Source organism: Marinovum sp. E3 (genome assembly GCF_055755275.1).
Genome location: NZ_JBVTQV010000003.1, coordinates 55,615 through 78,893, shown reverse-complemented (window position 1 = coordinate 78,893; position 23,279 = coordinate 55,615). Strand labels below are relative to the sequence as shown.

Genomic DNA, 23,279 nt, shown 5'->3' with positions numbered 1-23,279 from the left:
GTCAGGCTCCACAGCTGTAGAAGCCGCGGTATCCGGCGCTGAGGCCGGCGTCGAGTTCGAGCACCATGGTCGCTTCGACCGGCTCCGCACCGGCGGCGTCGAGCGAGCTGCCGTCTTCGGCGGCTTCGAGACGGATCGTCAGGCCCTCGGTGCCGAGACCGGACGCGGTTTCCCCGATGCGGACCAGATCGTCGCTCAGCTTGACCAATCCGGCAGTTTCGCCATCGGCCTCACCCAGAGCGAGCACCGGCGGGCTGCCGGGGGTGTAGTTGAAGGTGCAGCCCGGGCCGCCGGGCAGAAGCTGCGCAATCTCGTCCTCGGTCATGAAACCGGGGTCGATCACCGCGACATTCGCGGTCGAGAGCGCTTCCTCGAGGCTCACGATACTCGGCGTGGCGGGGTCTTGCGTTTCGGGGGCATCGCCGGAGTTTTCGATCTCGTTGATCAGATAGCGCATCTCGGCGATCTCCTTGTCCTGCGCATAAACGATCTCGTCGGCGAGCTTGCGCACGCGCGGATCGGAAATTCCGGCCCGGCTCGAGGTCATGATCGCAATCGAATGGTGCGGGATCATCGCGCGCATGTAGCTGGTGTCCCCGACCGTCACCTGGCTGCGCACGAGCCAGAGCGAGCCCGCAAAGGCCAGCGCGGCCCCGGCGAAAATCGCCGTGTTGATCGACTTGTTAGAATACATCGAAAGCATGAAGGCGAGCATGATGATCGCCATCGTCGCACCCATCAGAAGCGCCATGTAGGCCCGGGTTTCGGACCAGAACACATGGGAAAGCAGATAGGTGTTCAGATACATCAGGATGAACATCACGACCGTCGATGTCGCGATCATTCCGGCAAATCTCCAATAAGACATGTTTCGTTTCCTCTGCTTGGACGGATACCAATACAGATGGAAAACGACATTCCCGCGCTGGAATGTTCCGGATTTTTTTGCAGCAATCGCCAGAGACGCGATGTTTCAATCGGGTTTTCGCGTCACCACGAGAAAGATGGTCGAGGCCGAGCAGCTTATCAAGAGAAAGCCGTTCAGCGCCTCGACGCCGGCAAGAAAGCGGAAATGGCCGGTCGGGTAAATGTCGCCCAATCCAAGCGACGAATAATTGACCAGTGAAAAATAGAAGACATCCATGAATGAATTGACGTCCTCCTGCTCGAAACCGCCAATGCCCAGATTGTCGCCCAGCGAAAAGCCGATGGCGTAAAGCCCGGCTTCGAGAATATGCGCGCCTCCCAGCCCGTAGAGGGCAAGCAGGAGGCGCGCCGGTGTGGTGAAGGTCCGCCGCGTTGCGGCGGACATCACCCAGCTCATGGCCGCGACATGGACAAGACCGCTCATGCCAAAGAGGATGAGTGCCAGAACAATGGCCCAGCCCATGCCCGAACCCCGCTACGCCGTGTTCTCCAGCCGGTCTTCGCCGCTCTGCTCCTTGGCCAGATCGGCGAGGATCGGGCAATCCGGGCGGTGATCGCCGGCGCAGGCATCCACCAGATGCGCCAGCGTGGCGCGCATCTCCTTCAGTTCCGCGATCTTGCTGTCGATCCGTTCGAGGTGGTGTTCCGCGATATCCTTGACCTCGGCGCTGGCGCGATGTTCGTCTTCGTAGAGCGCCATGAGGTTGCGGCAGTCTTCGATGGAAAAACCCAGCGCGCGGGCCCGGCCCAGAAAGGCCAGCTTGTGCGCATCGCTTTCGCGGAACGAGCGATAGCCGTTCGCGCTGCGCAGCGGTTTCACCAGGCCGATATCCTCATAGTAGCGGATCGTCTTGGCGGGCAGACCGGACAGGGCGGCCACATCTCCGATATTCATGTCAGTTCCTCCTTATTCAGCGGCGAGGGGGGCAGGGGAGCGCGTCGGGGCCTGTGCAGGCCCCGGCATGCGGGATTCGTCCATAACCGCGCGTACGCGGCGCAACCGCAGGGCGTTGGTCAGCACAAAGACCGAGCTGAGCGCCATGGCACCGGCGGCCAGAACCGGCGACAACAGCAGGCCGAAGGCTGGATAGAGCAGGCCCGCGGCCACCGGGATCAGCGCGACATTGTAGCCGAAGGCCCAGAACAGGTTCTGTCGGATGTTGCGCATGGTCCGGCCGGAGACTTCGAAGGCGTTCACCACGCCGCGCAGGTCGCCCGACATCAGCACCACATCCGCCGACTCGATGGCGACATCGGTGCCGGTGCCGATCGCGATCCCGACATCGGCATGGGCCAGCGCCGGCGCGTCGTTGATGCCGTCGCCGACAAAGGCGATCTGCTTGCCGCCTTGCCGCAGCTCGTCCAGGGCGGCCACCTTGCCATCGGGCAGAACACCGGCGATCACGTGGTCGATCCCGGTTTCGCGGGCGATGGCAAGGGCCGTCTCGCGCTTGTCGCCGGTGATCATCGCGACCTTCAGCCCGAGATCGTGCAGCGCGCGGATCGCCGCCGCGCTGGCCGGTTTCACCGGGTCGGCCACGCCGATCACCGCCGCGACCTTGCCGTCAACCGCCGCAAAGAGCGCGGTCCGGCCCTGTTCCGCCAGGCGGCGTTCGGCATCGGCCATGGCGCCGATGTCGATCCCCTCGCGGGTCATCAGGCGATCCGCACCGACAAGCACATCATGCCCGGCGATCTTGGCCTGCACGCCGTAGCCGGTGATCGAGGCGAAATCCTCCACCTCGTGGCGCGTCGCGCCTTCGGCCTGGGCGGTGCGCACGATGGCCTCGGCAATCGGGTGTTCCGACAGCGCCTCGACCGCTGCCACCAGCGCCAGCACGTCGGCGCGGTCAAAGCCTTTGGCCAGCACCAGATCGGTCAGCTCCGGGCGGCCTTCGGTCACCGTGCCGGTCTTGTCCAGCGCCACCACATCGACCGAGGTCAGCTGTTGCAGGGCGTCGCCCTTGCGGAACAGCACGCCCATCTCGGCGGCCCGGCCGGTGCCCACCATGATCGAGGTCGGCGTGGCCAGACCCATCGCGCAGGGGCAGGCGATGATCAGTACCGAGACCCCGGCAACCAGCGCATACGACAGCGCCGGCGAGGGTCCGACCACCAGCCAGACCAGCACCGTCAGTGCGGCCAGGGCCATGACGGCCGGCACGAACCACAGGGTGATCCGGTCCACCATGCCCTGGATCGGCAGCTTGGCGCCCTGCGCCTGTTCGACCATGCGAATGATCTGGGCCAGGGTGGTATCGGCGCCGACGCGGGTGGCACGGAACTGGAAGCTGCCGGTGCCGTTGACGGTGCCGCCGGTCACCGGGTCGCCCTCGGCCTTGGCCACGGGCACCGGTTCGCCGGTGATCATGCTTTCGTCGACATGAGCGCTGCCCTGGGTCACCTCGCCGTCGACGGCGATGCGCTCACCTGGCCGAACGACAAGGATGTCGCCGGCGGCGATACGCTCGATAGCCACCTCCTGCGGTTCACCATCCACCAGAACCCGCGCGGTGCGCGCCTGAAGGCCCAGCAGTTTCTGAATCGCGGCACCGGTGCGGCCCTTGGCCCGCGCTTCCATCCAGCGGCCGAGAAGGATCAGCACCACGATCACCGCCGCCGCTTCGAAATAGACCGCGCGTGCGGTTTCCGGCAGCAGGGCGGGCGCGAACAGCGCCGTCAGTGAATAGAGATAGGCGGCCCCGGTGCCCACGGCGACCAGGCTGTTCATGTCCGGCGCGCCTTTCAGCAGGGCGGGGAACCCCTTGAGATAGAAGTGGCGCCCCGGCCAGAACAGCACCACCGATGTCAGCACGAACTGGATCATCCAGCTTGTCTGGTGGCCGATGGTGCGGCCGATCAGCTCATGCACGCCCGGCACGATATGCGCGCCCATTTCCAGCAGGAAGACCGGCAGTGCCAGCACTGCCGCAAAGACGGTGCGGCGGGCCAGCTCGCGGGCCTCGGTCTGTTTGCGCGCGCCGGGATCCTCGGTCGTGGTCGCGTCGGCCGGCTCTGCCGGATATCCGGCGTCGGCCGCGGCCTTGAGCAGATCGGAGAGCTCGACGGCGCCTTCGACATAGGTGACCGTCGCGGTTTCAGACGCGAGGTTGACGTTGACGTCGAGCACGCCGGGGACCGCTTCCAACGCCTTGTCGACGCGCCCGACGCAGGAGGCGCAGGACATGGAGGCGATGTTCAGGCGCACCGTGCCGGTGCGGGCGGGATAGCCGGCGCGCTCCAGCGCGTCGATCACAGCGGGAACGCGGGTGTCGGAATCGATCTGTGCCTGTGCCGTCTCGGACGCGAGATTGACGCTGACCGCATCGACCCCGGGCACCGCCGCCAACGCGCGTTCTACCCGGCCGACGCAGGACGCGCAGGACATATTCTGTACCGAAACCCGAATGTTTGTAGAGGGTGTCATGGCATCTCCTTCGTTGCTGGGAAGGTATCTAGGGCTTCCATTCACTGGAAGGTCAACTACTTTCGAAAGATTTTGTTTCCATCTTGACCTTCCCTGGCTGGAAGCACCCACATGACGGCAACACAGAAGGAGAAGGTCATGAGCAACTTCAAGGTTCCCGGAATGAGTTGCGGGCATTGCACCGCGGCAATCGAAAAAGCGATCAAGGCGATCGATCCGACCGCCACCGTCACCTGCGATCTCGCGGCACGGGCCGTCGCGGTCGAGACGATTCTCAGCGACCGCGCGGTGTCCGAGGCCATTCGCGACGCCGGATACGACCTGGCCGCCGAAGCTTCGGCCTGAAACGGGCCCGGCGCCGGATCTGCGGCGCCGGGTTCTCCTGAGAGCCCGGCTCTTGAAACCGGCACCGCGCCGCGCGCGCGGGCCTATCCCTATTCAGCGACCCGCCGCGGCGCTTCTTTCGGCTTGGGCCGTGCGCTGGCGTTCCGGCCAGGTCGATTTGATGTAGGCGATGATATTCCAGATTTCCGCATCCGACAGCTGCGCGCCAAAACTTGGCATTGCGCTATCGAACTCGACGCCCTCTTTCGCGAGCGCCTCCTTGCCCCCGAGCTTGGTGTAATCGAACAACACGCTGTCCGGGTGATGCCAGGTGTGCCCGGTCTCGTCATGGGGCGGTGCGGGCAAGGTGCCATCGGGGCCGGGCGAGCGCCAGTCCGGCTGGCCTTCGAGATTTGCGCCATGACAGGCGGCGCAGAAATCGCCGTAGAGCTGCTCGCCCTGCGCGATATCCACCGTGGCAGGCATGGTTGCGGTCGTCGGCGCAGCAAGCTCGCCGCGCATCCAGACCGTGGCGCCCACGCCGCCCAGGGCGATAAGCAGCACGATCAAGGTGCGTCGCTGCAATAACAAATCCGGCAGTTTCATCATTACCCCATTCTTCAGGAAAGGTGGGGCGCTGACGCGCCCCATCATACTAGTCGTAGGTTTTCTGCGGCGTCGACAAGGCGGCAACCGCGCTTTCTTTCAGGCCCTCGCCTTCCATCAGGTAGGTCGCCATCGCGCGCAGATCAGCCTGGGTCAGGAATCGTGTCCCGTTCTGCACCACCTCGCCCATGCTGCCGCCAAAGACGTCGCCGGATGGCGTGATCCCGCTTTGCAGAGCATAGCTCAGGTTGTCGACGGTCCAGCCCCTTTCCGCCAATGTCGCGGGAAGAATGGACGGCGCCTTGTTGCCACCCGGAAGAGCGTCGTTGCCGGCGAAAAAGGCTGACGGATCCCGCCCTCCGGCCAGGTTCCGGCCGGTGTGGCAGGCCGCGCAATGCGCGGCGCCGCGCACGAGCTCCCGGCCGCGGTTCCATTCGGCGCTCTTGCCGTCCACCGGCGCTGTTTCCGGGGCACCGAAAAACGCGGCCCGCCAGAGCTTGAGCCCCCATCGTTGATCGAAGGGAAAGCCGACGTCGTGTTCGGGCGTGGATTCGGCCACCGGCGCGACAGTCTGAAATGCCGCCCAGAGGTCGGCGATATCCTGATCCGAGAAATTCGCATAGAACGGATAGGTGAACGCCGGGTAGTAGGGAGTTCCATCGGGGGCGATGCCCTGCCTGATGGCCTTTGCGAATTGCTCCACGTCCCAGTTGCCGAGGCCGTGATCGGGATCGGTGGTCAGGTTCGGCGGATAGAAGGTGCCGAAATCGGTGTTGAGCGGCGCGCCACCGGCCAGCGCCGCACCACCTTCCTCGAAATTCGTGTGACATGCGACACAGCCGCTGGCCCGCGCCAGATAGGCGCCGCGCTGCACATCGCCTTCTGGTTCGATTTTCCTGGGGTCGCTGCCGATCGGCCAGGCCACGAGGGCCGCCACGGTGGTTGCGCCGGCAAGGGACAGCCCGGCGATGCCTGCAATAAGAAACTGCCTCATGTCACTTGGCCTCTTTCCGGAACCGCGTATGACAGGTCGAGCAGGTGTTGCTGACCAGCGAAAATACCTCGTTGGCCGGCATGTCCGCCAGCTCTTCACGGCCGAGCGTCGCTTCCAGCGCCATTCCTGTGCCCATCATCGACCCGGCGCCCATCATGCCGCCGCCGCCCATCATCGATGCCGCGTCGGCCATGCCCTGTTTTGGCGCGGCCGGTCCGTTCTCGGCGGCCAGGGCGAGCCCTTCGGAATAGGTGTGAAGGCGTTCGGCCAGTTCGGCAAAGGTGGCCCAGTCTTGCCAGATGGACGCCTTGACGTAAGACGCCATGTTTTCGTTGTCTGCCGGGAAAAGCCGCGTCATCGAGGCGCCGGCATGTCGGCCGATGGCCTCGGCGGCATCGCGCACGGCGGCGGCCTCGTACTCGGACGCGCCGCTCATCATCGGCGCGATGGTCTTGATGGCATCGGCCATGGCCGACATCGCGACCATCCTTTCGCGCACGATCCCTTTTGCGCCGGTATGCGCAAGCGCAGCCGACGCCAGCGAAAGTGCCGCGACGGTGGCAATAGTGAATTTGGTTCTCATTTCCTTGTCCTTCGTCTTACCGTTGGTGTTTTTCCAAATCAGTCAGACGAAGGGACGCGGAGGAGGTGGGTCATATCCCGGGTCCAGCCCGGCCCAGAGGGCCACACGGGACCGAAATTTCTTGGTATCGAAGAGCGCCGCATGATCTTTCAGGGCCGGTTCGGCCATAATCGCCGAAACCGCGCAATCCAGCCCCGGGTGGCAATGGCCCAGGGCCTCTTCGATCAGAGAATGCGGGTCGTCGTCGTGCGCATCGCCGGCGCCGGCGAATGCCGTGGCAGAAGACAGGCTGTCGTCGGGGTGGGCGTCGTTGACCTCTGGCCCAAGGCCGAGTGCCAGCAGCACACAGAGGAGTGCCGTGCGCAGGATCGCCAGAGGAGAGCGCCCACCCCGCATCCCGCTAGAAGATTCCGTTCTCGGCTTGCAGTTCGCGGACGTATCGCGCGATCATCTTCACATCGGCATCGGTCAGGCCTTCGACCGGCGGCATGTTGCCGAATTGCCAGTGGTGGGCCCGAACGCCGTTCTTCGCGGCCATGACAAAGGCCATGTCGGAATGGTGCCCGGGTTCGTATGTCTTGTGCACCAGCGGCGGCGCGATACCGTTCTGGCCGGCGGCATTTGTCCCGTGGCAGGCCGCGCATTTGGCTTCGAAAGCCCGTTTGCCGATTTGCGCATTGGCGGATAGCTCGGCCGGCAGCGAAACTTCGACGATCGGCGCGCCGTCCGCGATATCGCTGGTGTCTGGCGGGGTCATCGAATGGCCCGCGGTCTGAGACGTGGATTGCCCCATGTTCAGATAGACCGCCAATCCGCCAAGCAGAAAAAAGGCCACGAGGGCCAGTAGAGATTTAGTCATGAATTTGGTTCCTTGCGGTCATCGGTTCGACTTGGGCCGATTTTCTCCGGGGCCGGGCTGTCACGGCCCGGGCGCCCTCGGCGCGCATTTCGCGGTCAACGTCGATGGACCCATTTGATGATTTTCTGCCATTCCTGCCGAGTCTCGCAACGCTGCTTCCGTGGTAAGCGGATGCAACGACGCACATGCGATCATTCCGTGATGGCGCCTGCCCTGCCATGGCATGCACGCCCCTAGTTTCTTGCCTATTGAGGCAACGTAGAGCACCTTCCTGCGCAGGAAGGTCAAGCTGGTTCACCCTGACAAAACAGTGAAATTTGTATCTGATTGCAACATTGACCTTCCCGTGCTGGAGGCCGCTAGCCACCTCGGCAGGTCACTGGAGACAAGACGAACGATGGACACCAACGACAAGACGGCCGGGCAGGCCGGTAGCGACAAGATCATGAAATACGGAATGTGGGCCTGCTGCGCGGTGATGTTGCTGCCGCTGGGGGCTTTCCTTGTGTCTGGCGGGGCGTCGGGCGGGGCCGGGGGGCTCGCGACCCTGGCGCCGATCGTGCTCTGTGTCGGCGCGCATCTGGTCATGCACCGGTTCATGGGAAAATCCTGTCACGGAAAGGCGGAAGATGCTGAGACCAAGGCCGAGACGCCAGACCCCCGGGCCACTGCACGGGTCGCCGCGGAATAAACCCCGCGCGAGGATGTTTCGGTGCGCGGCCGGCATGCTGGTGCTTGCCGGTCTCGGTGCCTGTTCGACGACGCTGGCGGATTGCTTCGACCTGGAGGCGGCGCGCCTGTCCACAAACGGGGCCGAAGCGCATCTACCGCCGGGATGCGAGATCACCGGGACCAGCGCAAACGGGGTGGCAACGCTGGCCTGTGCCGGCGGTCGCGAGGGTTTCATGGTGCTCGGGGCGGATCGCGCCGGGTAAGGCCCGCCCCCCTGGCCGCAGGACAGGGGTGTCGGGTCGCAGGCGGATTGTCAGGTCATGGCCCTCGTCGCCGTGGCCCGCGCCTCACGGCCGGTTTTGCGCAAGGACGGCACCCCGCTCGGGGGCGGTCGACGGCTCCCGGCTCGGGGTGTTGGCCGCTTCGAGCGGCAGTGTGACCGTCGCCAGCAATCCGCCTTCAGCGCGGTTGGAAAGCGCCACGTCGCCGCCATGGGCCCGGATGATGGTGCGCGCGATCGACAGCCCCAGGCCGGTGCCGCCGGTTTCGCGAGAGCGGGATTTCTCGAGCCGGAAGAACGGCTCGAACACCTGCTGAAGCTCGCTTTCCGGTATGCCGGGGCCGGTGTCGGAAATCAGTATCCGCACATGGCCGGGATCGGTCCGAAAGGAGACCCGGGCCCCGCCGCCATAGCGCTGCGCGTTTTCGATGATGTTGCGCAGCGCGCGGCGCATCGCTTGCGGGCGCAACCGCGCCTGGGCATCGTCGGCGGCGTCAAGCTCGAACCCGTTGATCATGTCTGCCTGCAACTGCTCAAGATAGCTGCGCAACTCCACTGTTTCGGAGGGTTCGGCGCTGGCCATGCCACGGGCAAAATCCAGGGTGGAACCGACCATCTCCTGCATTTCTTCGATCGAGGCGACAAGGCTTTCGCGGGTTTCGTCCTCTTCGACCATTTCCGCCCGAACCCGCATTGCGGTCAGCGGAGAGCGCAGGTCATGACCCAGCGCCGCAAGAAGCTTGGTCCGGTCCGCCACGAACCGGGTCAGCCGTTCCTGCATGCGGTTGAAAGTCTGCGTGAGCCCGCGCACCTCGCTTGGCCCGATCAGCGGCAGGGGATCCACGGTTTCCCCACGCCCAAACCGGTCGGCGGCGTGCGAAACGCGCAGCAGAGGCCCGGTCAGACGGGTCAGAAGGAACCAGCAGGCCGCGACCAGAATGATCGCCGCGGTGATCCCGAAGCTGAGGATGGAAATCCAGGGCCATTGCAGCGGCGGCGGCTCGAACCGGGTTCCGACGTTCAGCCATTGGCCGTCAGCCAGGGCGATCGAAAGCTGCATTTCGATGGCCGAGAGCTCGCCCTTCATCATGGCGAGGTGCATTTCCGCCATCTCGGGCACGAGATGGGGCATTGGCGGAATGCCATGCTCGACCTCGTGCAGCTCGACCCGGATCTCCCGGTGTTCCGCGCCGCCAAGCAGCCCGCGCACGCGGGCCTCGACAGCGCCGCCATCGGCATGGCTGGCGTGGTCGACGTCGGGGTTGTCCGCGAGTTCGAACCGCACGAGGGGCGAATTCGCCGCGCGCAGGATGGCCTGATGCAAGGACTCCGGCGCCTCTTCGAGCAACAGCGCCACATTTGCCGCCCGGCCGGCGGCCTCGAACCCCAGCGCCGCGCGCACGGCGAGGCCGCGTTCGTCGACGAACAGCCACAGGCTGATCGTCTGGGCGGCCGCCAGTGCCGCGACGATCAAGAGAACCAATTGCCCCCGGAGGCTGTCAAAGGGGCGCGGCATCAGCTCAGTTCGCGGACGTCTGATGCCAGGCAATAGCCGCCGCCGCGCACCGTCGTCACGATGCGGGGGCGCGACGGATCACGCTCGACCTTGCGGCGCAAGCGGCTGATCTGGTTGTCGATGGTGCGGTCAAAGACCGAGGCCGACCGGCCCGCCGTCAGATCGAGCAGCTGATCGCGGTTGAGCACGAACCGGGGCCGCTCCAGAAGGACGGTCAGCAGCTTGAATTCGGCGCTGGTCAGGTCGATCTGCTCGCCGTCGTCATTCGACAGCGCCCGGGTGTCGGTATCGAGGACCCAATGGGCAAACGCGATGCGCTTGCCCGAGAGCGCGCCGGCATAGGGTTCGGCCTTGGTGGTGCGGCGCAGGATGGCCTTGATGCGGGCAATCAGCTCGCGTGGGTTGAACGGTTTGGCAAGATAGTCATCGGCGCCGATTTCCAGACCGACGATCCGGTCGGTCTCTTCTCCCAGCGCGGTCAGCAGCAGGATCGGCACATTGCCATTGGCTGACAGCCGGCGGCAGACCGACAGCCCGTCCTCTCCCGGCATCATGACGTCGAGAACGATAAGATCGTACTGGCCATGGCCGAGCTTGGCGTCCATGTCGACCGCGTCGCGCGCAGAGGTCGCCCGCATTCCGTTCTGTTCAAGGTAGCGCGTCACGGCATCGCGGATTTCGCGGTGGTCGTCGACGACAAGAATGTGTGGTGGTTCGCTCATGGACCTTCTTTTAAACGAGTGAGGGGCGCTTTCCCGAAGATATTTGTCACGAAATGTAACCGCCACCGCCGTTGTGATCCGCCGATACAAAACCGTGGACTCCCCGGCATTTTGTCGCGACAAACCCCTGCCATATGTCAGGTATCGCAATACTGACATGAGGTGATCCGAATGAAACACAATTCTCTTCTCGCTGCATTTGCTCTGGCCGCGACCGTGCTTGGCGGGGCCGCTTATGCCGGTTCCGATCATGGCCACGGCGGCAAGACCGGCGGCAAATCCGGTGCGGCAGCGATGCAGGGCGGCGGCTCCGGCATGATGGGCGGCATGGACGGCATGATGGACATGATGAAGCGCATGCATGGCTCGATGATGGGTGGGGGCATGATGGGCGGCATGGGTTCCATGGGCGGCGGCATGATGAAGATGTTCGACGCCGATGGCGACGGCACCGTCACGCCGGAAGAGATGCGCAGCCAGCTGCAAGCCAAGCTGGCCGAGTACGACAGTGACGGCGACGGCACGCTTTCGATTGCCGAATTCGAAACCCTGCACAGCGCGATGATCCGGGAAATGATGGTGGACCGGTTCCAGCATCTGGACGCGGATGGTGATGGTGCCGTGACGGCGGAAGAGATGGCGGCACCGGCCGACATGATGGAACGGATGCAAAAGATGCATTCCAACATGTCTCAGATGCAGCCGGAGGCCGAAAAGGGCATGGATGGCGACGCCATGATGAACGACAACTGACCCAAGCGGGGCCGTCTCTCACGTCGCCCGGTCGCAAGCGAGAGACGACCCCGCACGGACATCCTCGCCCCGCAAAGCGGGGCGAAGGCCGGCCGGCGGTGCCCTGCACGATGTCGCGAAGTTCGCGCTTGACCTTCCAGTCACTGGAAGGACTAGGCTCTATCTGTTTCCTTCCCCGTCTTTGTCCAAGAGGACTTCAGAATGAGCGACCATGCACACCCAGTCTCGCACGATGCCGAGACAACAACCTACGTCTGCCCGATGCACCCGGAGGTGCGGCAGGACCATCCGGGAGACTGCCCGAAATGCGGGATGCATCTTGTGCCTGAGGGTCAAGAGGCGCACCACGGCGGACACGATCACCATGCGCACGGCTCCCAGAGCGGCGCCGTGGACGGCAGATATGACAGCGTTCCCGAGGATCATGACGGCGCGGTCTATACCTGTCCGATGCATCCGCAGGTTCGCCAGACGCATCCTGGCTCCTGCCCGATCTGTGGCATGGGGCTCGAGCTGGAATCGGCGGCAATGGCCGACGCGGGCCCGAACCCGGAGCTGGTGGATTTCACCCGGCGGTTCTGGGTCGGCACGGTCCTGACCATCCCGCTGCTCATTCTCACGATGGCCCCCTTTCTCGGCTTTTCCGGCGTGCGCGAGGCCTTTGGCGAACGCACGACGCTCTGGATCGAGCTGGGTCTCGGAACGCCGGTTGTCCTGTGGTGCGGCTGGCCCTTCCTGGTGCGGGGCTGGAATTCGTTCCGCACCATGAACCTCAACATGTTTTCCCTGATTGCCATGGGCGTTTCGGCGGCCTGGCTCTTTAGTGTCGTGGCGGTTCTGGTGCCGGGCATCTTCCCGGCGGGGTTCCGCGATGCCGAAGGGCACGTCGGGGTCTATTTCGAAGCGGCGGCGGTGATCGTGACGCTTGTGCTGCTCGGGCAGCTGATGGAGTTGCGGGCCCGCGAAGGCACCGGCAAGGCCATCCGCGCCCTGCTGGACATGGCGGCCAAGACCGCGCGGGTGATCAGGCCGGATGGCACAGAAGAGGAAATTCCGCTCGAGGAGGTGCTTGTGGGCGACCGTCTGCGGGTGCGGCCCGGTGACAAGGTGCCGGTTGATGGCGTGGTCGTGGAAGGCCGCTCCTCGATCGACGAGAGCATGATTTCCGGCGAGCCGGTCCCGGTCGAAAAGGTCGAAGGCGATGCGGTGACCGGGGCGACGATCAATGGCACCGGCAGCCTGGTGATGGAGGCAACGCGGGTCGGCGCGGACACGATGCTGGCGCAGATCGTCGAGATGGTGTCGAACGCGCAACGTTCGCGCGCGCCGATCCAGAAATATGCCGACCGGGTGGCGGGCTATTTCGTGCCGGCGGTGATCGCCATCGCGGTTCTGTCGTTCATTGCCTGGGCGGTTCTGGGGCCGGCGCCGGCTCTGTCCTATGCGCTGATCTCGGCGGTTGCGGTCCTGATCATCGCTTGTCCCTGTGCGCTCGGTCTCGCGACCCCGATGTCGATCATGACGGCAACCGGTCGCGGGGCCCAGGCCGGGGTGCTGATCAAGAATGCCGAGGCGCTGGAGCGCTTCGAGAAGGTCGATACCCTGATCGTCGACAAGACCGGCACGTTGACCGAGGGCAAGCCGCGCCTTGTCGCCGTTTTGCCCGAACGCGGTCATGACGAGGCCGAAGTGCTGCGGCTTGCCGCGTCGCTGGAACGCGGGTCAGAGCATCCGCTTGCCGAGGCCATCGTCCGGGGCGCGGAAGAGCGCGACGTGAAAATGGCCGATGCCGCGGATTTCGAGGCGATTACCGGCAAGGGGGTCCGGGGCGTGGTGGATGGCAAGGCCGTCGCGCTTGGCAACCTGGCAATGATCCGCGATCTGGGTCTCCACGCGGGCGAGCTGACCGCCAAGGCCAATACCCGGCGTGACGAGGGCGAGACCGTGATGTTCGTGGTGCTGGATGGCGAGATCGCCGGGCTTGTCGGCGTTGCCGATCCGGTCAAGGACAGCACGCCCGCCGCGATCAAGGACCTGCACGCGCTGGGCTTTCGCGTCATCATGGCCACCGGCGACAACGAGCGCACGGCCAGGGCCATCGGCGCCCGTCTCGGCATCGACGAGATCCGGGCCGACGTCTTGCCCGAAGACAAGGCGCGGATCATCAAGGAGCTGCAACAGGACGGCCGCAAGGTTGCGATGGCCGGGGATGGCGTCAACGACGCCCCGGCGCTGGCGCAGGCCGATGTCGGCATCGCCATGGGCACCGGCGCGGACGTGGCCATCGAAAGCGCGGGGATCACGCTGGTCAAGGGCGACCTGGACGGCATCGTCCGCGCCCGGCGGCTGGCCCATGCCACGATGCGCAACATCCGCCAGAACCTGTTCTTCGCGCTGATCTACAACGCCTCCGGCGTGCCGGTGGCCGCGGGGGTGCTCTTCCCGGTCTTCGGCATCCTGATCAGCCCGATGTTCGCCGCCTTTGCGATGAGCGCATCCTCGATCTCGGTGGTGCTCAATTCGCTGCGTCTCCGGGCGGCGCGGATCTAGGCCGCGGAACCCACCTGATGACGAGTTGATCGGTGCTGCGTTCGGACGGATCAGCTGCGATCAAGGTCTCCGCAACCCCGGGTGCGTCGGCAAAGGTTCGCCGACGTATTCGGGGTAGATCGGCAACGATACATTCGGATACAAAAGATACGCCGGTCGGGCGTTTGCAAGTCCGGCGAATTCACCTAGGTTCCTGGGTCAGGGATCGGGAGGAGAACGCGGAAGCTGCAATCGGCGGCGCGTGGCAGACCGATGACGACCGGACCAAGGGCAGGCAGGAACAAGGACGGGCATGTCGAAATTGACGATATCGATCGTGGCGGCGGCTCTTCTCGGCCTCGGTGCCTTGGCTTGGTATGCCGCACGCCCGACCGGCCATTCCATGGACCAACCCGATCTGGCGCAGCTCTCCGAGGGGGCGGCGATCGTGGATGTCACGGTGCCCGCCGAATTCTCTGACAATGCCAAAATCGGCCAGCGGGCTTTCGAAGCGAAATGCGCCGCGTGCCACGGCACGAACGCCGCCGGACAAAACGGGGTGGCACCGCCCCTGGTTCACAAGATCTACGAGCCCAGCCATCACGGCGACATGGCCTTCGTTCTCGCCGCCAAGAACGGCGTGCGCGCGCATCACTGGAGATTCGGAGACATGCCGCCGGTCGAGGGGCTGACCCAGGGCGACGCGATGATGATTGTCGCCTATGTCCGGGAACTGCAACAAGCGAACGGGATCGACTGAACGATGCGCGGCATGATTCCCGGTCGGCTGATCCTGCTCGCCGTCGCGGCCTGTGTCGTGGCGCTGCTGAGCCCGCCTGACCTGGACTTCGCCCATTCCGACCAGCCGCCGGTTGCGGAGCAGTTGGCGCATGACATCCACTCCGACGAATCGCACAGCACCGGCATAGGCCATTGCCATGGCGAGGCCTCCTGTTCCAGCGGGCTGCACATCGTCTTTGGTCTTCGTACATTACCGCCCGAGCGGTCGCCGCTGCCGGCGCTGGATCGCGCCCCGACGAATTTCAACGACGCCACCCTCGGGCGCGAGCCACCGGTCCCTATAGCTCTCTCTTGATGCATCCGCGGCCCAAGTGCCGCATTGGAACTCAACGGAGACAAGAGATGAAATATACAGGAATTACCGGCATCGTCCTTTCGGTGACACTTGCAGGCGGCGTTCTGGCCCATTCGGGTGCGACAGGCGTCGTGAAGGAACGCATGGATGGCATGATGGCCATGAGCAAGGCGATCAAGGCGGTCACACCGGTCATGCGCGGCAAGGTTGACTATGATGCCGCGCGGGTGCGGGACTTTGCCGCCACGATCAAAGAGCATTCGGGCGAGACGATGACCAAGCTGTTCCCCGAAGGCAGCGAAGAGGCACCCTCGGTCGCTAAGCCCCGGATCTGGGAAGACTGGAGCGAGTTCGAGGCGCTGGCCGTGCGGCTGGGGACCCTCGCCGAAGGACTGGACCGGGCGGCGGACAATGGGCTGAAGGCCGCGGGCGGAGCATCGGCCAGCATGATGGGCGGCGACAACATGATGGGCGGCCAGTCCATGATGGGTGGCGACAACATGATGGGCGGCGGCGGCATGATGGGGGGCAGCGGGCCGATGACGGCCGAGCTTGACCCCGCGCAGCTGGCAGAGATGCCGGCGGATGCGGTCTTTCGAATGGTGAGCCAGACCTGCGCTGCCTGCCACACCAAGTTCCGCGCGGAAAAATAAGATGCGCAAAGTGACAAGAGGGCTGGTCGCCGCCGCAGCATTGGGCGCGGCGGGGCTGGCAGCGGTGGCCGCCTGGCCCGTCGGCCGGGCACCCGAGGATATCGCGCTGCAAGGCGATGCCAATCGAGGTGCCTATCTGGCGCGGGCGTCCGGCTGTATCGCCTGCCACACCGATTTCGAGAATGGCGGCGCACCGCTGGCCGGCGGTGTCGAGCTGGAAACTCCCTTCGGCAGTATCTACTCGCCAAACCTCACCACCGACCCGGAACACGGGATCGGCGACTGGACGATAGAGCAGTTCGCGGCGGCGGTTCGGCAGGGGGTGTCGCCGGAGGGTGCCCCCTATTACCCGGCCTTCACCTATCCGTTCTATCAGCAGTTCACCGATCAGGACATTGCCGATCTCTGGGCCGCGTTTCAGACCGTGCCCGCCGTGGCCGAGCCTTCGCGCGAGCCGGAGATGCCGTTCCCCTTCAATCAGCGTGCACTGATGAAGTTCTGGCGCGCGCTCTATCTGGATCCGCCGCGCGCCGAGCCGGTGCCGGGGGCCGATCCGCTGTGGAATCGCGGCAAGGAGCTGGTCGAGGGCGCGGCGCATTGCGGCGCCTGTCACACCGGCCGGACGCTGCTGGGCGGCCGCGATCACGAAAGCCAGCATTTCAAGGGCAGCAACATGCTGCCGGGCGGCGGCAAGGCGCCGGCGATCGATGCCGAAACGCTGATGGCGCGGGGCTGGGATGTCGACAGCCTCTCATATGCCTTGCGCTCCGGGATCACGCCGTCGGGTGACGCTTTTGGCGGTGCGATGGGTGAAGTCGTCCTATATGGAACTCAGTACCTGTCCGATGAAGATCTTGAAGCAATGGCAACCTATCTGATGGACGATCACGGATGATCGGACGATTGCCGAACCACGAAAGGACACCGCGTTGAACGTGACACGGCGGAACATTCTGCTGGGAGGTGCGGCCTGTGCCGCCCTTCCGGGCCTGGCCTTTGCCCAGGCCGGGGCCGAGGAATTGTGGGCCGCAGCCTTTGATCACCAGCTGCTGCCCGACCCCTATGGCCCGACCACGCTCTGGGGCTATGGACCGGCCTCGCCCGGCACCGAGATCCGCGTCGCCCAGGGCGCGCGGGTGCGGCGGACCCTTGTCAACGGGCTCGATCAGCCCACCTCGACCCATTGGCACGGCATTCGCATCGACAATGCGATGGACGGTGTCGCCGGGCTGACCCAGGGTGCGGTGGCTCCGGGGGAACGCTTCGATTATGACTTCACGGTGCCGGATGCCGGAACCTTCTGGTATCACGCGCATGACCGCTCTTTCGAACAGGTTGGCCGCGGGCTTTACGGTGCGCTGATCGTCGAGGAGCCCGAACCGCTGGACATCGACCGGGACGAAGTGCTGGTGCTCGATGACTGGCTGATCGACCCCGACAGCGGCCAGCTTGCCGCCAGTTTCGGCAACATGCACGATCTGAGCCACGCCGGTCAGGTCGGAAATCTCGTCACCGCCAATGGTGCGCATGATCTTACCATGCCGGTCAAGCGGCATGAACGCCTGCGTCTGCGGCTGATCAATGCCGCCAATGCGCGAGTGTTCCAGTTGCAGATGAGCGGGTTGGATGGCTGGATCGTCGCGCTCGACGGCATGCCGCTGCCCACGCCGCGCCCGCTGTCAGAGGCGCTCTTGCTGGCACCGGCGCAGCGCGCGGACCTGATCGTCGACGTGACCGCCGAGGCGGGCGAGACGGCGGGTCTGGTCAGTGTCGAACGCGGCGAGGGGTTTGCCCTGGCCTCCTTCCCGGTCACTTCGGAGGTCTCTGCCACCCGGCGGGGCGCCGCCGCGCCGCTGCCGCCCAACACGGTGGCCCGGCCCGATCTCGCCGCCGCGACGGCGCTTGATTTGCGGATGGAAGGCGGCGCCATGGGCGGCCTGCGCGGGGCGCGGCTGGATGGCGAGATGCAATCGATGAACGCCCTGGTCGCAGAGAACAAGTTCTGGGCCTTCAACGGCGCGATCGGCACCATGGAAGGCCCGCCGCTGGCCGAGCTGTCGCGCGGCGAGACGGTGCGTCTGAAGATCGTCAACGACACCGCCTTTCCGCATGCCATGCACCTGCACGGCATGCATTTCCGCGAGGTCACGAAGGACGGGCAGCTTGGCGATCTGCGCGACACCACGCTGCTCTTGCGGGGCGAGACCCGCGAAGTGGCCTTTGTCGCCGACAATCCGGGCGACTGGCTGTTGCATTGCCACATGCTGTCGCATGCGGTGGCCGGCATGACGACACGGCTGCGCGTCGGCTGACCGGCCTGGCCGTGGCGGGCGCCTCACCCGGATTGCATCTGCACCAATCCGCGGGCAACGAGGGTGAGCGCCAGCGCCAGAAGCCCGCAGCAGATCGCGGCGGCGAGCCAGGCCCGCGCCCTGGGGGCAGATGTCTGCCCCCAGCTGAGGGCCGCGGCATAGATCGGCAGCGCGCCCAACAGAACGGCATAGAGGTAAACCCCGGAAATATTGTCAAAAAGCGCCGACCGCGCCAAGGTCGGCGCCACCACCCGCAGCGCCGTGCCCTTGCTGCCGCCGAAAGAGCCGAACCAATCGGCCGAAGCGACATAGATCACGGCATGCAGCAGGATGAACACGGCCACCCGCATCACCATGTCGGTGAAGATCAACCCAAGGCCACCGGCCTTGCGCGGCGTCAGGCTGATGTGCCGGGCGTAGAGGACGAAGCCCAGGAAATTGACGATGAAGACCACCGGAAATCCGTTTGTCGCAACCTGCCTGAGAAATCGCGACAGGGCAGGGCCGCCGCTCGAGAGCATGGCGGCGAACCCGGGCTGCAAGGCGACGTAGATCGCCAGAAGCGGCAGCAGTGTGAGAAGGCTCACCAGGGCCACGTTGCGCGCAAAGATCGCGATCGGCAGGCTGAGCGAGAAATACCGGTGCATGGGGCTTCCTAGCACGATAGCGGCGGAGAACAGCCCAAGACGGGCCTTGGTTACAAAATGATACATCACAATCCGGCTACGGAATGATAAGCCTGTCGTGAAACTCTAAAGCCGAGGCACCAAGTCCATGACCCAAAGGAAATGGTCGCGCCGCCATGTTTTGGCCTGTGCGACTGCCACGCTGGCAATGCCCTCTCTCGCTCTGGCGCAAGCCGAAAGCGCACCGACGCGGCGCAATATCTCGTCTTTCAAATTGCACGACTGGCGGGATCACTTCGATACGCTGGGCAAGGGAATCATCCTCTCCGACACCAACACCAAGGTGCTCCAGCATTGGACCGCTGACGGCGAGATGCGGATCTATCCGACCTCGGTGCCGCTGACCGACGAGCTGACGCGGCGGGGCTATACCTCGGTGGTCGAGAAACGCGAAAACCCGACCTGGCGCCCGACGCCGTCGATGCTCAAGCGGAACCCGGAATGGCCGGCGGTCGTCGAAGGCGGCGATCCGCTCAACCCGCTGGGCACCCGCGCGCTCTATCTGTCCTGGACTTATTACCGCATCCACGGCACCCAGGACACGCGCAAGATCGGCCGGCGGTCTTCGAACGGATGCATCGGCCTTTACAACCGTCAGATCGAAGAGGTCTACGAACGCACGCCGATCGGAACCCAGGTCAAACTGATCTGACAGTTCCGGCACTGAAACGGACCTTCGCGTCCTGAACGGGGTGCTCCGAAGGAGCGCCCCCAATGTCCTGCAAGGAGAGACGATCCGCCATGAAGAAACATATACTCGCGCCTTTGATCGCGCTCACATTGCTCGCCCCCCTGGCCGCCGGTGCCGAGGAGATGGACGAGGACCGGATCAAGGCGCTGGTCTATGAGGCGATCCGCGAAAACCCCGGCATCGTCATGGAGGCGGTGCGGCTTCTGGAAGAACAGCAGCAGCGCGACCAGTCGGCGGCGGCCGCCGCGGCCCTGTCGGGCATCCGGGATGAGCTCGAGCAGGATCCGAATGCGCCGGTTCTGGGCAATCCTGACGGCGATGTGACGGTGGTGGAGTTCTTCGATTACAACTGCCCCTATTGCCGCCGCGCGATGCCGCAGGTGGATGCGTTGATCGAACAGGATAAAAACGTCCGGCTGGTCTATCGCGAATGGCCGATCCTCGGCGACGGCAGCGTCTTTGCCGCCCGCGCCGCACTGGCCGCGCGCGAGCAGGGCAAATACGAGGAATTCCACGAGGCGATGATGGGCATGAACGGACGCGCCGAAGAGGCCAGCGTACTCCGCATCGCCGGCGAGGTCGGCCTTGATATCGAGCAGTTGCGCCGGGACATGCAGGCGCCGGAGGTGAGCGAACATATCGAGACCTCGATGGAGCTGACCCGGGCGCTCGGGTTCACCGGCACCCCGTCTTTCGTGATCGGCGATACGCTGGTCGGCGGGCTGGTCGAGGCCGAGGTGCTGGCCGAGCACGTCCAGACGGCGCGCGACGCGCAGCAGTGACGCCGTGCAGACACTGGGACGTGCGCCCCGGCTGACCCGCCGCAACCTGCTGGCGGGCCTCGGTGCGGCCTGCCTGCCTTGGCCTGCGCTCGCCGCGCGGCAATCGGTCGTGCTTCGCCCCGCCGCGCTCTCGACGCGCATCGCGGGCCGCAGGCTCGACATGCTGGGCTTCAACGGAACGATTCCCGGCCCCGAGATCAGGGTGCGGCAGGGCGATCAGGTTGATATCCGCCTCGAGAACGGTCTCGATGACGGGGCGCTTGTGCATTGGCACGGCCTGCGTGTGCCCAACCGGATGGACGGGGTGAACGTTCTGACCCAGGACGTGGTCATTCCGGGCCGGTCGCACGATTACCGCTTTACCCTGCCGGATGCCGGAACCTATTGGTATCATTCGCATTACCTGTCCTATGATCAGGTGAGCCGCGGCTTGTTCGGCGCCTTCGTCGTCGAAGAGCGCGATCCGCCGGAGGTTGATCACGACATCACGGTTCAGCTCTTTGACATGATGATCGACGAAGACGGCCGGTATGATGACAGCTTCGACCCGGCGCAATTCGCCACCGCCGGCAAGATCGGCAATGTCGCCACCGCCTTTGTGTCGCGTGACAGCATCCGCCAGGGCGACAGGCTGCGGCTACGCTGCATCAATCCGTCGATCGACCGGATCTACGAGCTGCGGCTTTCGGGCGTCGCGGGGAATATTGTCGCGCTTGACGGAATGCCGCTGCCGGCGCCGCGACCGCTGGCACCAATCATTCTGGCCCCCGGCCAGCGCTGCGACGTGATCGCGGATGTGACCGGCCCGGTCAGGCTGACCGATAGCTATGGCGGCACGTCCGTGACCCTGGGCGAGATCGCCATAGAGGGCAGCCGGACGCCGCGCCGTTCCGCCATCCCGGGCCTGCCCGCGAATGCCATGCCGGCCCCCGGCCCGGTGGACGCCCATGTTGATCTGGTCATGCAGGGTGGCGCCGGAGGCAGAGATCACGACGGTTTCGGCACCTGGGCGCTGAACGACGTCTCGGGCCTGCCGCGCCGGCCGCTGGTGGATGTCCGGCGCGGTGCCACGGTCAGGATGACCCTGCGCAATGCGACGGCGTTTCCGCATGTCATGCACCTGCACGGGCATCACTTTCACGAACTCGATGCCAAGGGCGCATCCGGCGCCTACCGCGATTCGACGCTGGTGGGGGCAGGGGCCGCGCGCGACATTCTCTGCGTGCTCGACAACCCCGGATCATGGATGCTGCATTGCCACATGCTGAGCCATCAGACCGATGGCATGGCAACCTGGGTCCGGGTGCGCTGAGCGGCACCGCGGGCCCGGGGATCAACCCCCCGAAAGCGCAAAGAACGTGGCCGCACCGCCACACCTGCGGCCTGTCTCTCGCGCTCACGGGGAATTTTATTCGTTCCGGTGCCCGGCCGATATTCCCTTGAATAAAAGGAGTTGCCCACGTGACCGTTTCCAACCGACGCATTTTCCTGATATCGAGCCTCGCCGTCCTGGCCGCGCCGCGACTGGCGCTGGCGCACAAGCCCACCTTAGCCGAGAAGTTCCTGCCGCAGCTGGTGAATACCCGGCGCAAGGATTGGCGCGCCGGCAATCTGCATGTCGTGCCCGACGAATTTTTTCTCTACTTCATGCTGAACGACGGTCTGGCCATCCGCTATGGTGTCGGCGTCGGGCGTGACCGGCTTTATACGCCCGGAACCTTTACCGTGGCACGCAAGGCGAAGTGGCCGTTCTGGAGGCCGACGCAGGCGATGATCCGCAGGGAGCCGGAGAAATACGCCAAGTACAGCGATGGCATGAAAGGCGGCCCCGACAATCCGCTGGGCGCCCGCGCGCTCTACCTCTACGACGACAAGGGGCGGGACACCTATCTGCGCATCCACGGCACCAACAAGCCAGGCACCATCGGCACCGCAGTTTCCAATGGGTGCGCCCGGCTGACCAACGAATACATCAAGGAACTGTACGACCGGGTCGAGGTCGGCGCGAAGGTCACGCTACATCCCAAACAGGAAACGGCCTGAGCCCGCGCCGATCAGAGCAGGGCAGGCGGCAAGGCTGCCAGGGCGTCGTCCAGCGGCACCACAGGCAGCCCGGCGGCGATCCAGCCGACGCCCAGATCCGAGCCGAGCATGCCTTCCGACACATCGATGAAGCCAGTATAGCCCGCCTTGCGAAGGCTGCGCTGGATATAGCCCGAACGCCCGCCGGTCGCGCAGATCAGGGCGATCTGCCGCTCTCCGGCCAGATCGCGGGCCGCAAAGAGCCGGTCGGAAAACCGGTTCTCGTGCATGCTGATCGGCCAGGCCTGCGCGGCCACACCCGTGGCGGCCCATTCCGACCGCGCGCGTACGTCGATCATGCGGATATCATCGGCATTCAAGGCGTCCCAGGCGCGCTGTGCCGGCCAGACATCCGCCGACTGCGCCTGCGCCGGCAGGGCCTGGGCCAAGGGAAGACAGAGCAACCCGGTCGAAAAAGCACGTCGGTGAAGGTTCATTGTGTGCACCCTTTGTCGAAACCGGATTTGGACGGCGATCTCCGCCCATTCCCGCGGTTGCGTATCCGAGCAGGCGGCGGCAGCCGATCCGGTCCTATCCCGCCGAACGGTACAGGCGTTGGCCCGGTCGTATCAATGGCCGCCAGCCCTGTACCGGCTCACCTCATCGCAATTGTCTGTGATCCGCATTTTCTTGCCGTGCGTATGCTCTGGGCTAGGTCCACGATCTGGAGAACGCGCCAGCCTCTCTGAAAACGATGGATTTCATTCAATTGAGCAAAGGTCTTTCCTATTGTCGGTCTTTCTGCACGGTCTTGCCACTGCCCTTCCGCCGTATCTTCTCCCGCA

At 64.9% G+C, this 23,279-nt stretch carries 27 protein-coding genes and 1 pseudogene; 15 read left to right on the top strand and 13 right to left on the bottom strand.

The annotated features are described in order from the left end of the window. Position 1: 1 nt before the first annotated feature. The 4 genes from AC0J5K_RS19635 to AC0J5K_RS19620 all read right to left on the bottom strand — a co-directional run bounded on the left by AC0J5K_RS19635 (position 2) and on the right by AC0J5K_RS19620 (position 4,354). Entirely contained in the window at positions 2 to 868 is an 867-nt protein-coding gene (locus AC0J5K_RS19635; protein WP_283638656.1) for a DUF305 domain-containing protein, read from the bottom strand. A 105-nt stretch (positions 869 to 973) separates the two neighbouring features. Continuing rightward, positions 974 to 1,390, bottom strand: a complete 417-nt coding sequence (locus AC0J5K_RS19630) for an ion channel (RefSeq protein ID WP_283646358.1) — start codon at positions 1,388 to 1,390, stop codon at positions 974 to 976. Positions 1,391 to 1,402: 12 nt separating this feature from the next. Beyond that, a complete protein-coding gene (cueR, locus tag AC0J5K_RS19625) occupies positions 1,403 to 1,822 on the bottom strand; it encodes a Cu(I)-responsive transcriptional regulator (RefSeq protein ID WP_048535064.1) in 420 nt (139 codons plus the stop codon). Between the two features lie 12 nt (positions 1,823 to 1,834). Then, on the bottom strand, positions 1,835 to 4,354 hold the full coding sequence (locus AC0J5K_RS19620) for a heavy metal translocating P-type ATPase (RefSeq protein WP_420398552.1): 2,520 nt from the start codon (positions 4,352 to 4,354) through the stop codon (positions 1,835 to 1,837). Positions 4,355 to 4,492: 138 nt separating this feature from the next. Between AC0J5K_RS19620 and AC0J5K_RS19615 the strand changes: the two genes are divergently transcribed. Next, complete coding sequence (locus AC0J5K_RS19615; RefSeq protein WP_420398553.1) at positions 4,493 to 4,699, top strand: heavy-metal-associated domain-containing protein; 207 nt, start codon at positions 4,493 to 4,495, stop codon at positions 4,697 to 4,699. 93 nt (positions 4,700 to 4,792) lie between these two features. Here AC0J5K_RS19615 and AC0J5K_RS19610 read toward each other — a convergent pair whose 3' ends face one another. From AC0J5K_RS19610 to AC0J5K_RS19590, 5 genes are all read right to left on the bottom strand, one after another. Continuing rightward, positions 4,793 to 5,200 (bottom strand): c-type cytochrome, encoded by a 408-nt coding sequence (locus AC0J5K_RS19610; RefSeq protein WP_048535139.1) that lies wholly within the window; start codon positions 5,198 to 5,200, stop codon positions 4,793 to 4,795. 133 nt (positions 5,201 to 5,333) lie between these two features. Next, a complete protein-coding gene (locus AC0J5K_RS19605) occupies positions 5,334 to 6,278 on the bottom strand; it encodes a c-type cytochrome (RefSeq protein WP_074837088.1) in 945 nt (314 codons plus the stop codon). 1 nt (position 6,279) lies between these two features. Next, positions 6,280 to 6,861: a cytochrome c gene (locus tag AC0J5K_RS19600; protein ID WP_074837089.1), complete on the bottom strand. Its 582-nt coding sequence runs from the start codon at positions 6,859 to 6,861 to the stop codon at positions 6,280 to 6,282. Between the two features lie 42 nt (positions 6,862 to 6,903). Next, on the bottom strand, positions 6,904 to 7,206 hold the full coding sequence (locus tag AC0J5K_RS19595) for a hypothetical protein (protein WP_473009920.1): 303 nt from the start codon (positions 7,204 to 7,206) through the stop codon (positions 6,904 to 6,906). 55 nt (positions 7,207 to 7,261) lie between these two features. Further along, positions 7,262 to 7,720 carry a c-type cytochrome gene (locus AC0J5K_RS19590; protein ID WP_048535056.1) on the bottom strand — a complete coding sequence of 153 codons (459 nt, stop codon included), beginning with the start codon at positions 7,718 to 7,720 and terminating at the stop codon, positions 7,262 to 7,264. 397 nt (positions 7,721 to 8,117) lie between these two features. Here AC0J5K_RS19590 and AC0J5K_RS19585 point away from each other — a divergent pair, with 397 nt between their 5' ends. After that, positions 8,118 to 8,411, top strand: a complete 294-nt coding sequence (locus AC0J5K_RS19585; protein ID WP_048535055.1) for a DUF2933 domain-containing protein — start codon at positions 8,118 to 8,120, stop codon at positions 8,409 to 8,411. 34 nt (positions 8,412 to 8,445) lie between these two features. Beyond that, entirely contained in the window at positions 8,446 to 8,655 is a 210-nt protein-coding gene (locus AC0J5K_RS19580; protein ID WP_074837091.1) for a hypothetical protein, read from the top strand. Between the two features lie 84 nt (positions 8,656 to 8,739). Here AC0J5K_RS19580 and AC0J5K_RS19575 read toward each other — a convergent pair whose 3' ends face one another. Then, positions 8,740 to 10,188: an ATP-binding protein gene (locus tag AC0J5K_RS19575; protein ID WP_420398555.1), complete on the bottom strand. Its 1,449-nt coding sequence runs from the start codon at positions 10,186 to 10,188 to the stop codon at positions 8,740 to 8,742. Then, positions 10,188 to 10,910 (bottom strand): response regulator, encoded by a 723-nt coding sequence (locus AC0J5K_RS19570; RefSeq protein WP_048535052.1) that lies wholly within the window; start codon positions 10,908 to 10,910, stop codon positions 10,188 to 10,190. Before AC0J5K_RS19570 ends, AC0J5K_RS19575 begins: the two co-directional genes overlap by 1 nt. 171 nt (positions 10,911 to 11,081) lie before the next feature. Here AC0J5K_RS19570 and AC0J5K_RS19565 point away from each other — a divergent pair, with 171 nt between their 5' ends. The 7 genes from AC0J5K_RS19565 (at position 11,082) to AC0J5K_RS19535 (ending at position 18,253) form a co-directional block, all read left to right on the top strand. Continuing rightward, on the top strand, positions 11,082 to 11,663 hold the full coding sequence (locus AC0J5K_RS19565; RefSeq protein WP_170850549.1) for an EF-hand domain-containing protein: 582 nt from the start codon (positions 11,082 to 11,084) through the stop codon (positions 11,661 to 11,663). Positions 11,664 to 11,924: 261 nt separating this feature from the next. Then, positions 11,925 to 14,213, top strand: a complete 2,289-nt coding sequence (locus AC0J5K_RS19560; protein WP_274590377.1) for a copper-transporting P-type ATPase — start codon at positions 11,925 to 11,927, stop codon at positions 14,211 to 14,213. Between the two features lie 292 nt (positions 14,214 to 14,505). Continuing rightward, the gene (locus AC0J5K_RS19555; protein WP_048535048.1) at positions 14,506 to 14,952 is read left to right on the top strand and encodes a c-type cytochrome; all 447 of its coding nucleotides are present in this window, start codon (positions 14,506 to 14,508) and stop codon (positions 14,950 to 14,952) included. Between the two features lie 3 nt (positions 14,953 to 14,955). After that, a complete protein-coding gene (locus AC0J5K_RS19550) occupies positions 14,956 to 15,288 on the top strand; it encodes a hypothetical protein (RefSeq protein ID WP_420398556.1) in 333 nt (110 codons plus the stop codon). A gap of 47 nt (positions 15,289 to 15,335) precedes the next feature. Next, positions 15,336 to 15,941: a c-type cytochrome gene (locus tag AC0J5K_RS19545; RefSeq protein ID WP_283638661.1), complete on the top strand. Its 606-nt coding sequence runs from the start codon at positions 15,336 to 15,338 to the stop codon at positions 15,939 to 15,941. A 1-nt stretch (position 15,942) separates the two neighbouring features. Next, positions 15,943 to 16,836, top strand: coding sequence for a c-type cytochrome (locus AC0J5K_RS19540; RefSeq protein ID WP_074837095.1), 894 nt, complete (start codon positions 15,943 to 15,945; stop codon positions 16,834 to 16,836). Between the two features lie 34 nt (positions 16,837 to 16,870). Then, positions 16,871 to 18,253, top strand: a complete 1,383-nt coding sequence (locus AC0J5K_RS19535; protein ID WP_420398557.1) for a multicopper oxidase family protein — start codon at positions 16,871 to 16,873, stop codon at positions 18,251 to 18,253. Positions 18,254 to 18,276: 23 nt separating this feature from the next. Here AC0J5K_RS19535 and AC0J5K_RS19530 read toward each other — a convergent pair whose 3' ends face one another. Next, positions 18,277 to 18,900, bottom strand: a complete 624-nt coding sequence (locus AC0J5K_RS19530) for a hypothetical protein (protein ID WP_283644065.1) — start codon at positions 18,898 to 18,900, stop codon at positions 18,277 to 18,279. 127 nt (positions 18,901 to 19,027) lie between these two features. On the opposite strand from AC0J5K_RS19530, the gene AC0J5K_RS19525 reads away from it, so the two are divergent. From AC0J5K_RS19525 to AC0J5K_RS19505, 5 genes and pseudogenes are all read left to right on the top strand, one after another. Further along, positions 19,028 to 19,591, top strand: coding sequence for a L,D-transpeptidase (locus AC0J5K_RS19525; protein WP_420398558.1), 564 nt, complete (start codon positions 19,028 to 19,030; stop codon positions 19,589 to 19,591). A gap of 89 nt (positions 19,592 to 19,680) precedes the next feature. After that, complete coding sequence (locus tag AC0J5K_RS19520; protein ID WP_048535036.1) at positions 19,681 to 20,412, top strand: DsbA family protein; 732 nt, start codon at positions 19,681 to 19,683, stop codon at positions 20,410 to 20,412. Between the two features lie 160 nt (positions 20,413 to 20,572). Next, positions 20,573 to 20,812, top strand: a pseudogene (locus AC0J5K_RS19515) (multicopper oxidase domain-containing protein); the annotation flags it as partial. A gap of 105 nt (positions 20,813 to 20,917) precedes the next feature. Next, on the top strand, positions 20,918 to 21,724 hold the full coding sequence (locus AC0J5K_RS19510) for a multicopper oxidase family protein (RefSeq protein WP_473009936.1): 807 nt from the start codon (positions 20,918 to 20,920) through the stop codon (positions 21,722 to 21,724). A 149-nt stretch (positions 21,725 to 21,873) separates the two neighbouring features. After that, positions 21,874 to 22,455 carry a L,D-transpeptidase gene (locus tag AC0J5K_RS19505; protein WP_371398994.1) on the top strand — a complete coding sequence of 194 codons (582 nt, stop codon included), beginning with the start codon at positions 21,874 to 21,876 and terminating at the stop codon, positions 22,453 to 22,455. An 11-nt stretch (positions 22,456 to 22,466) separates the two neighbouring features. Here the strand turns inward: AC0J5K_RS19505 and AC0J5K_RS19500 are convergent, their stop codons facing one another. Continuing rightward, positions 22,467 to 22,931 carry a rhodanese-like domain-containing protein gene (locus tag AC0J5K_RS19500; protein WP_274590351.1) on the bottom strand — a complete coding sequence of 155 codons (465 nt, stop codon included), beginning with the start codon at positions 22,929 to 22,931 and terminating at the stop codon, positions 22,467 to 22,469. Positions 22,932 to 23,279: the final 348 nt, after the last annotated feature.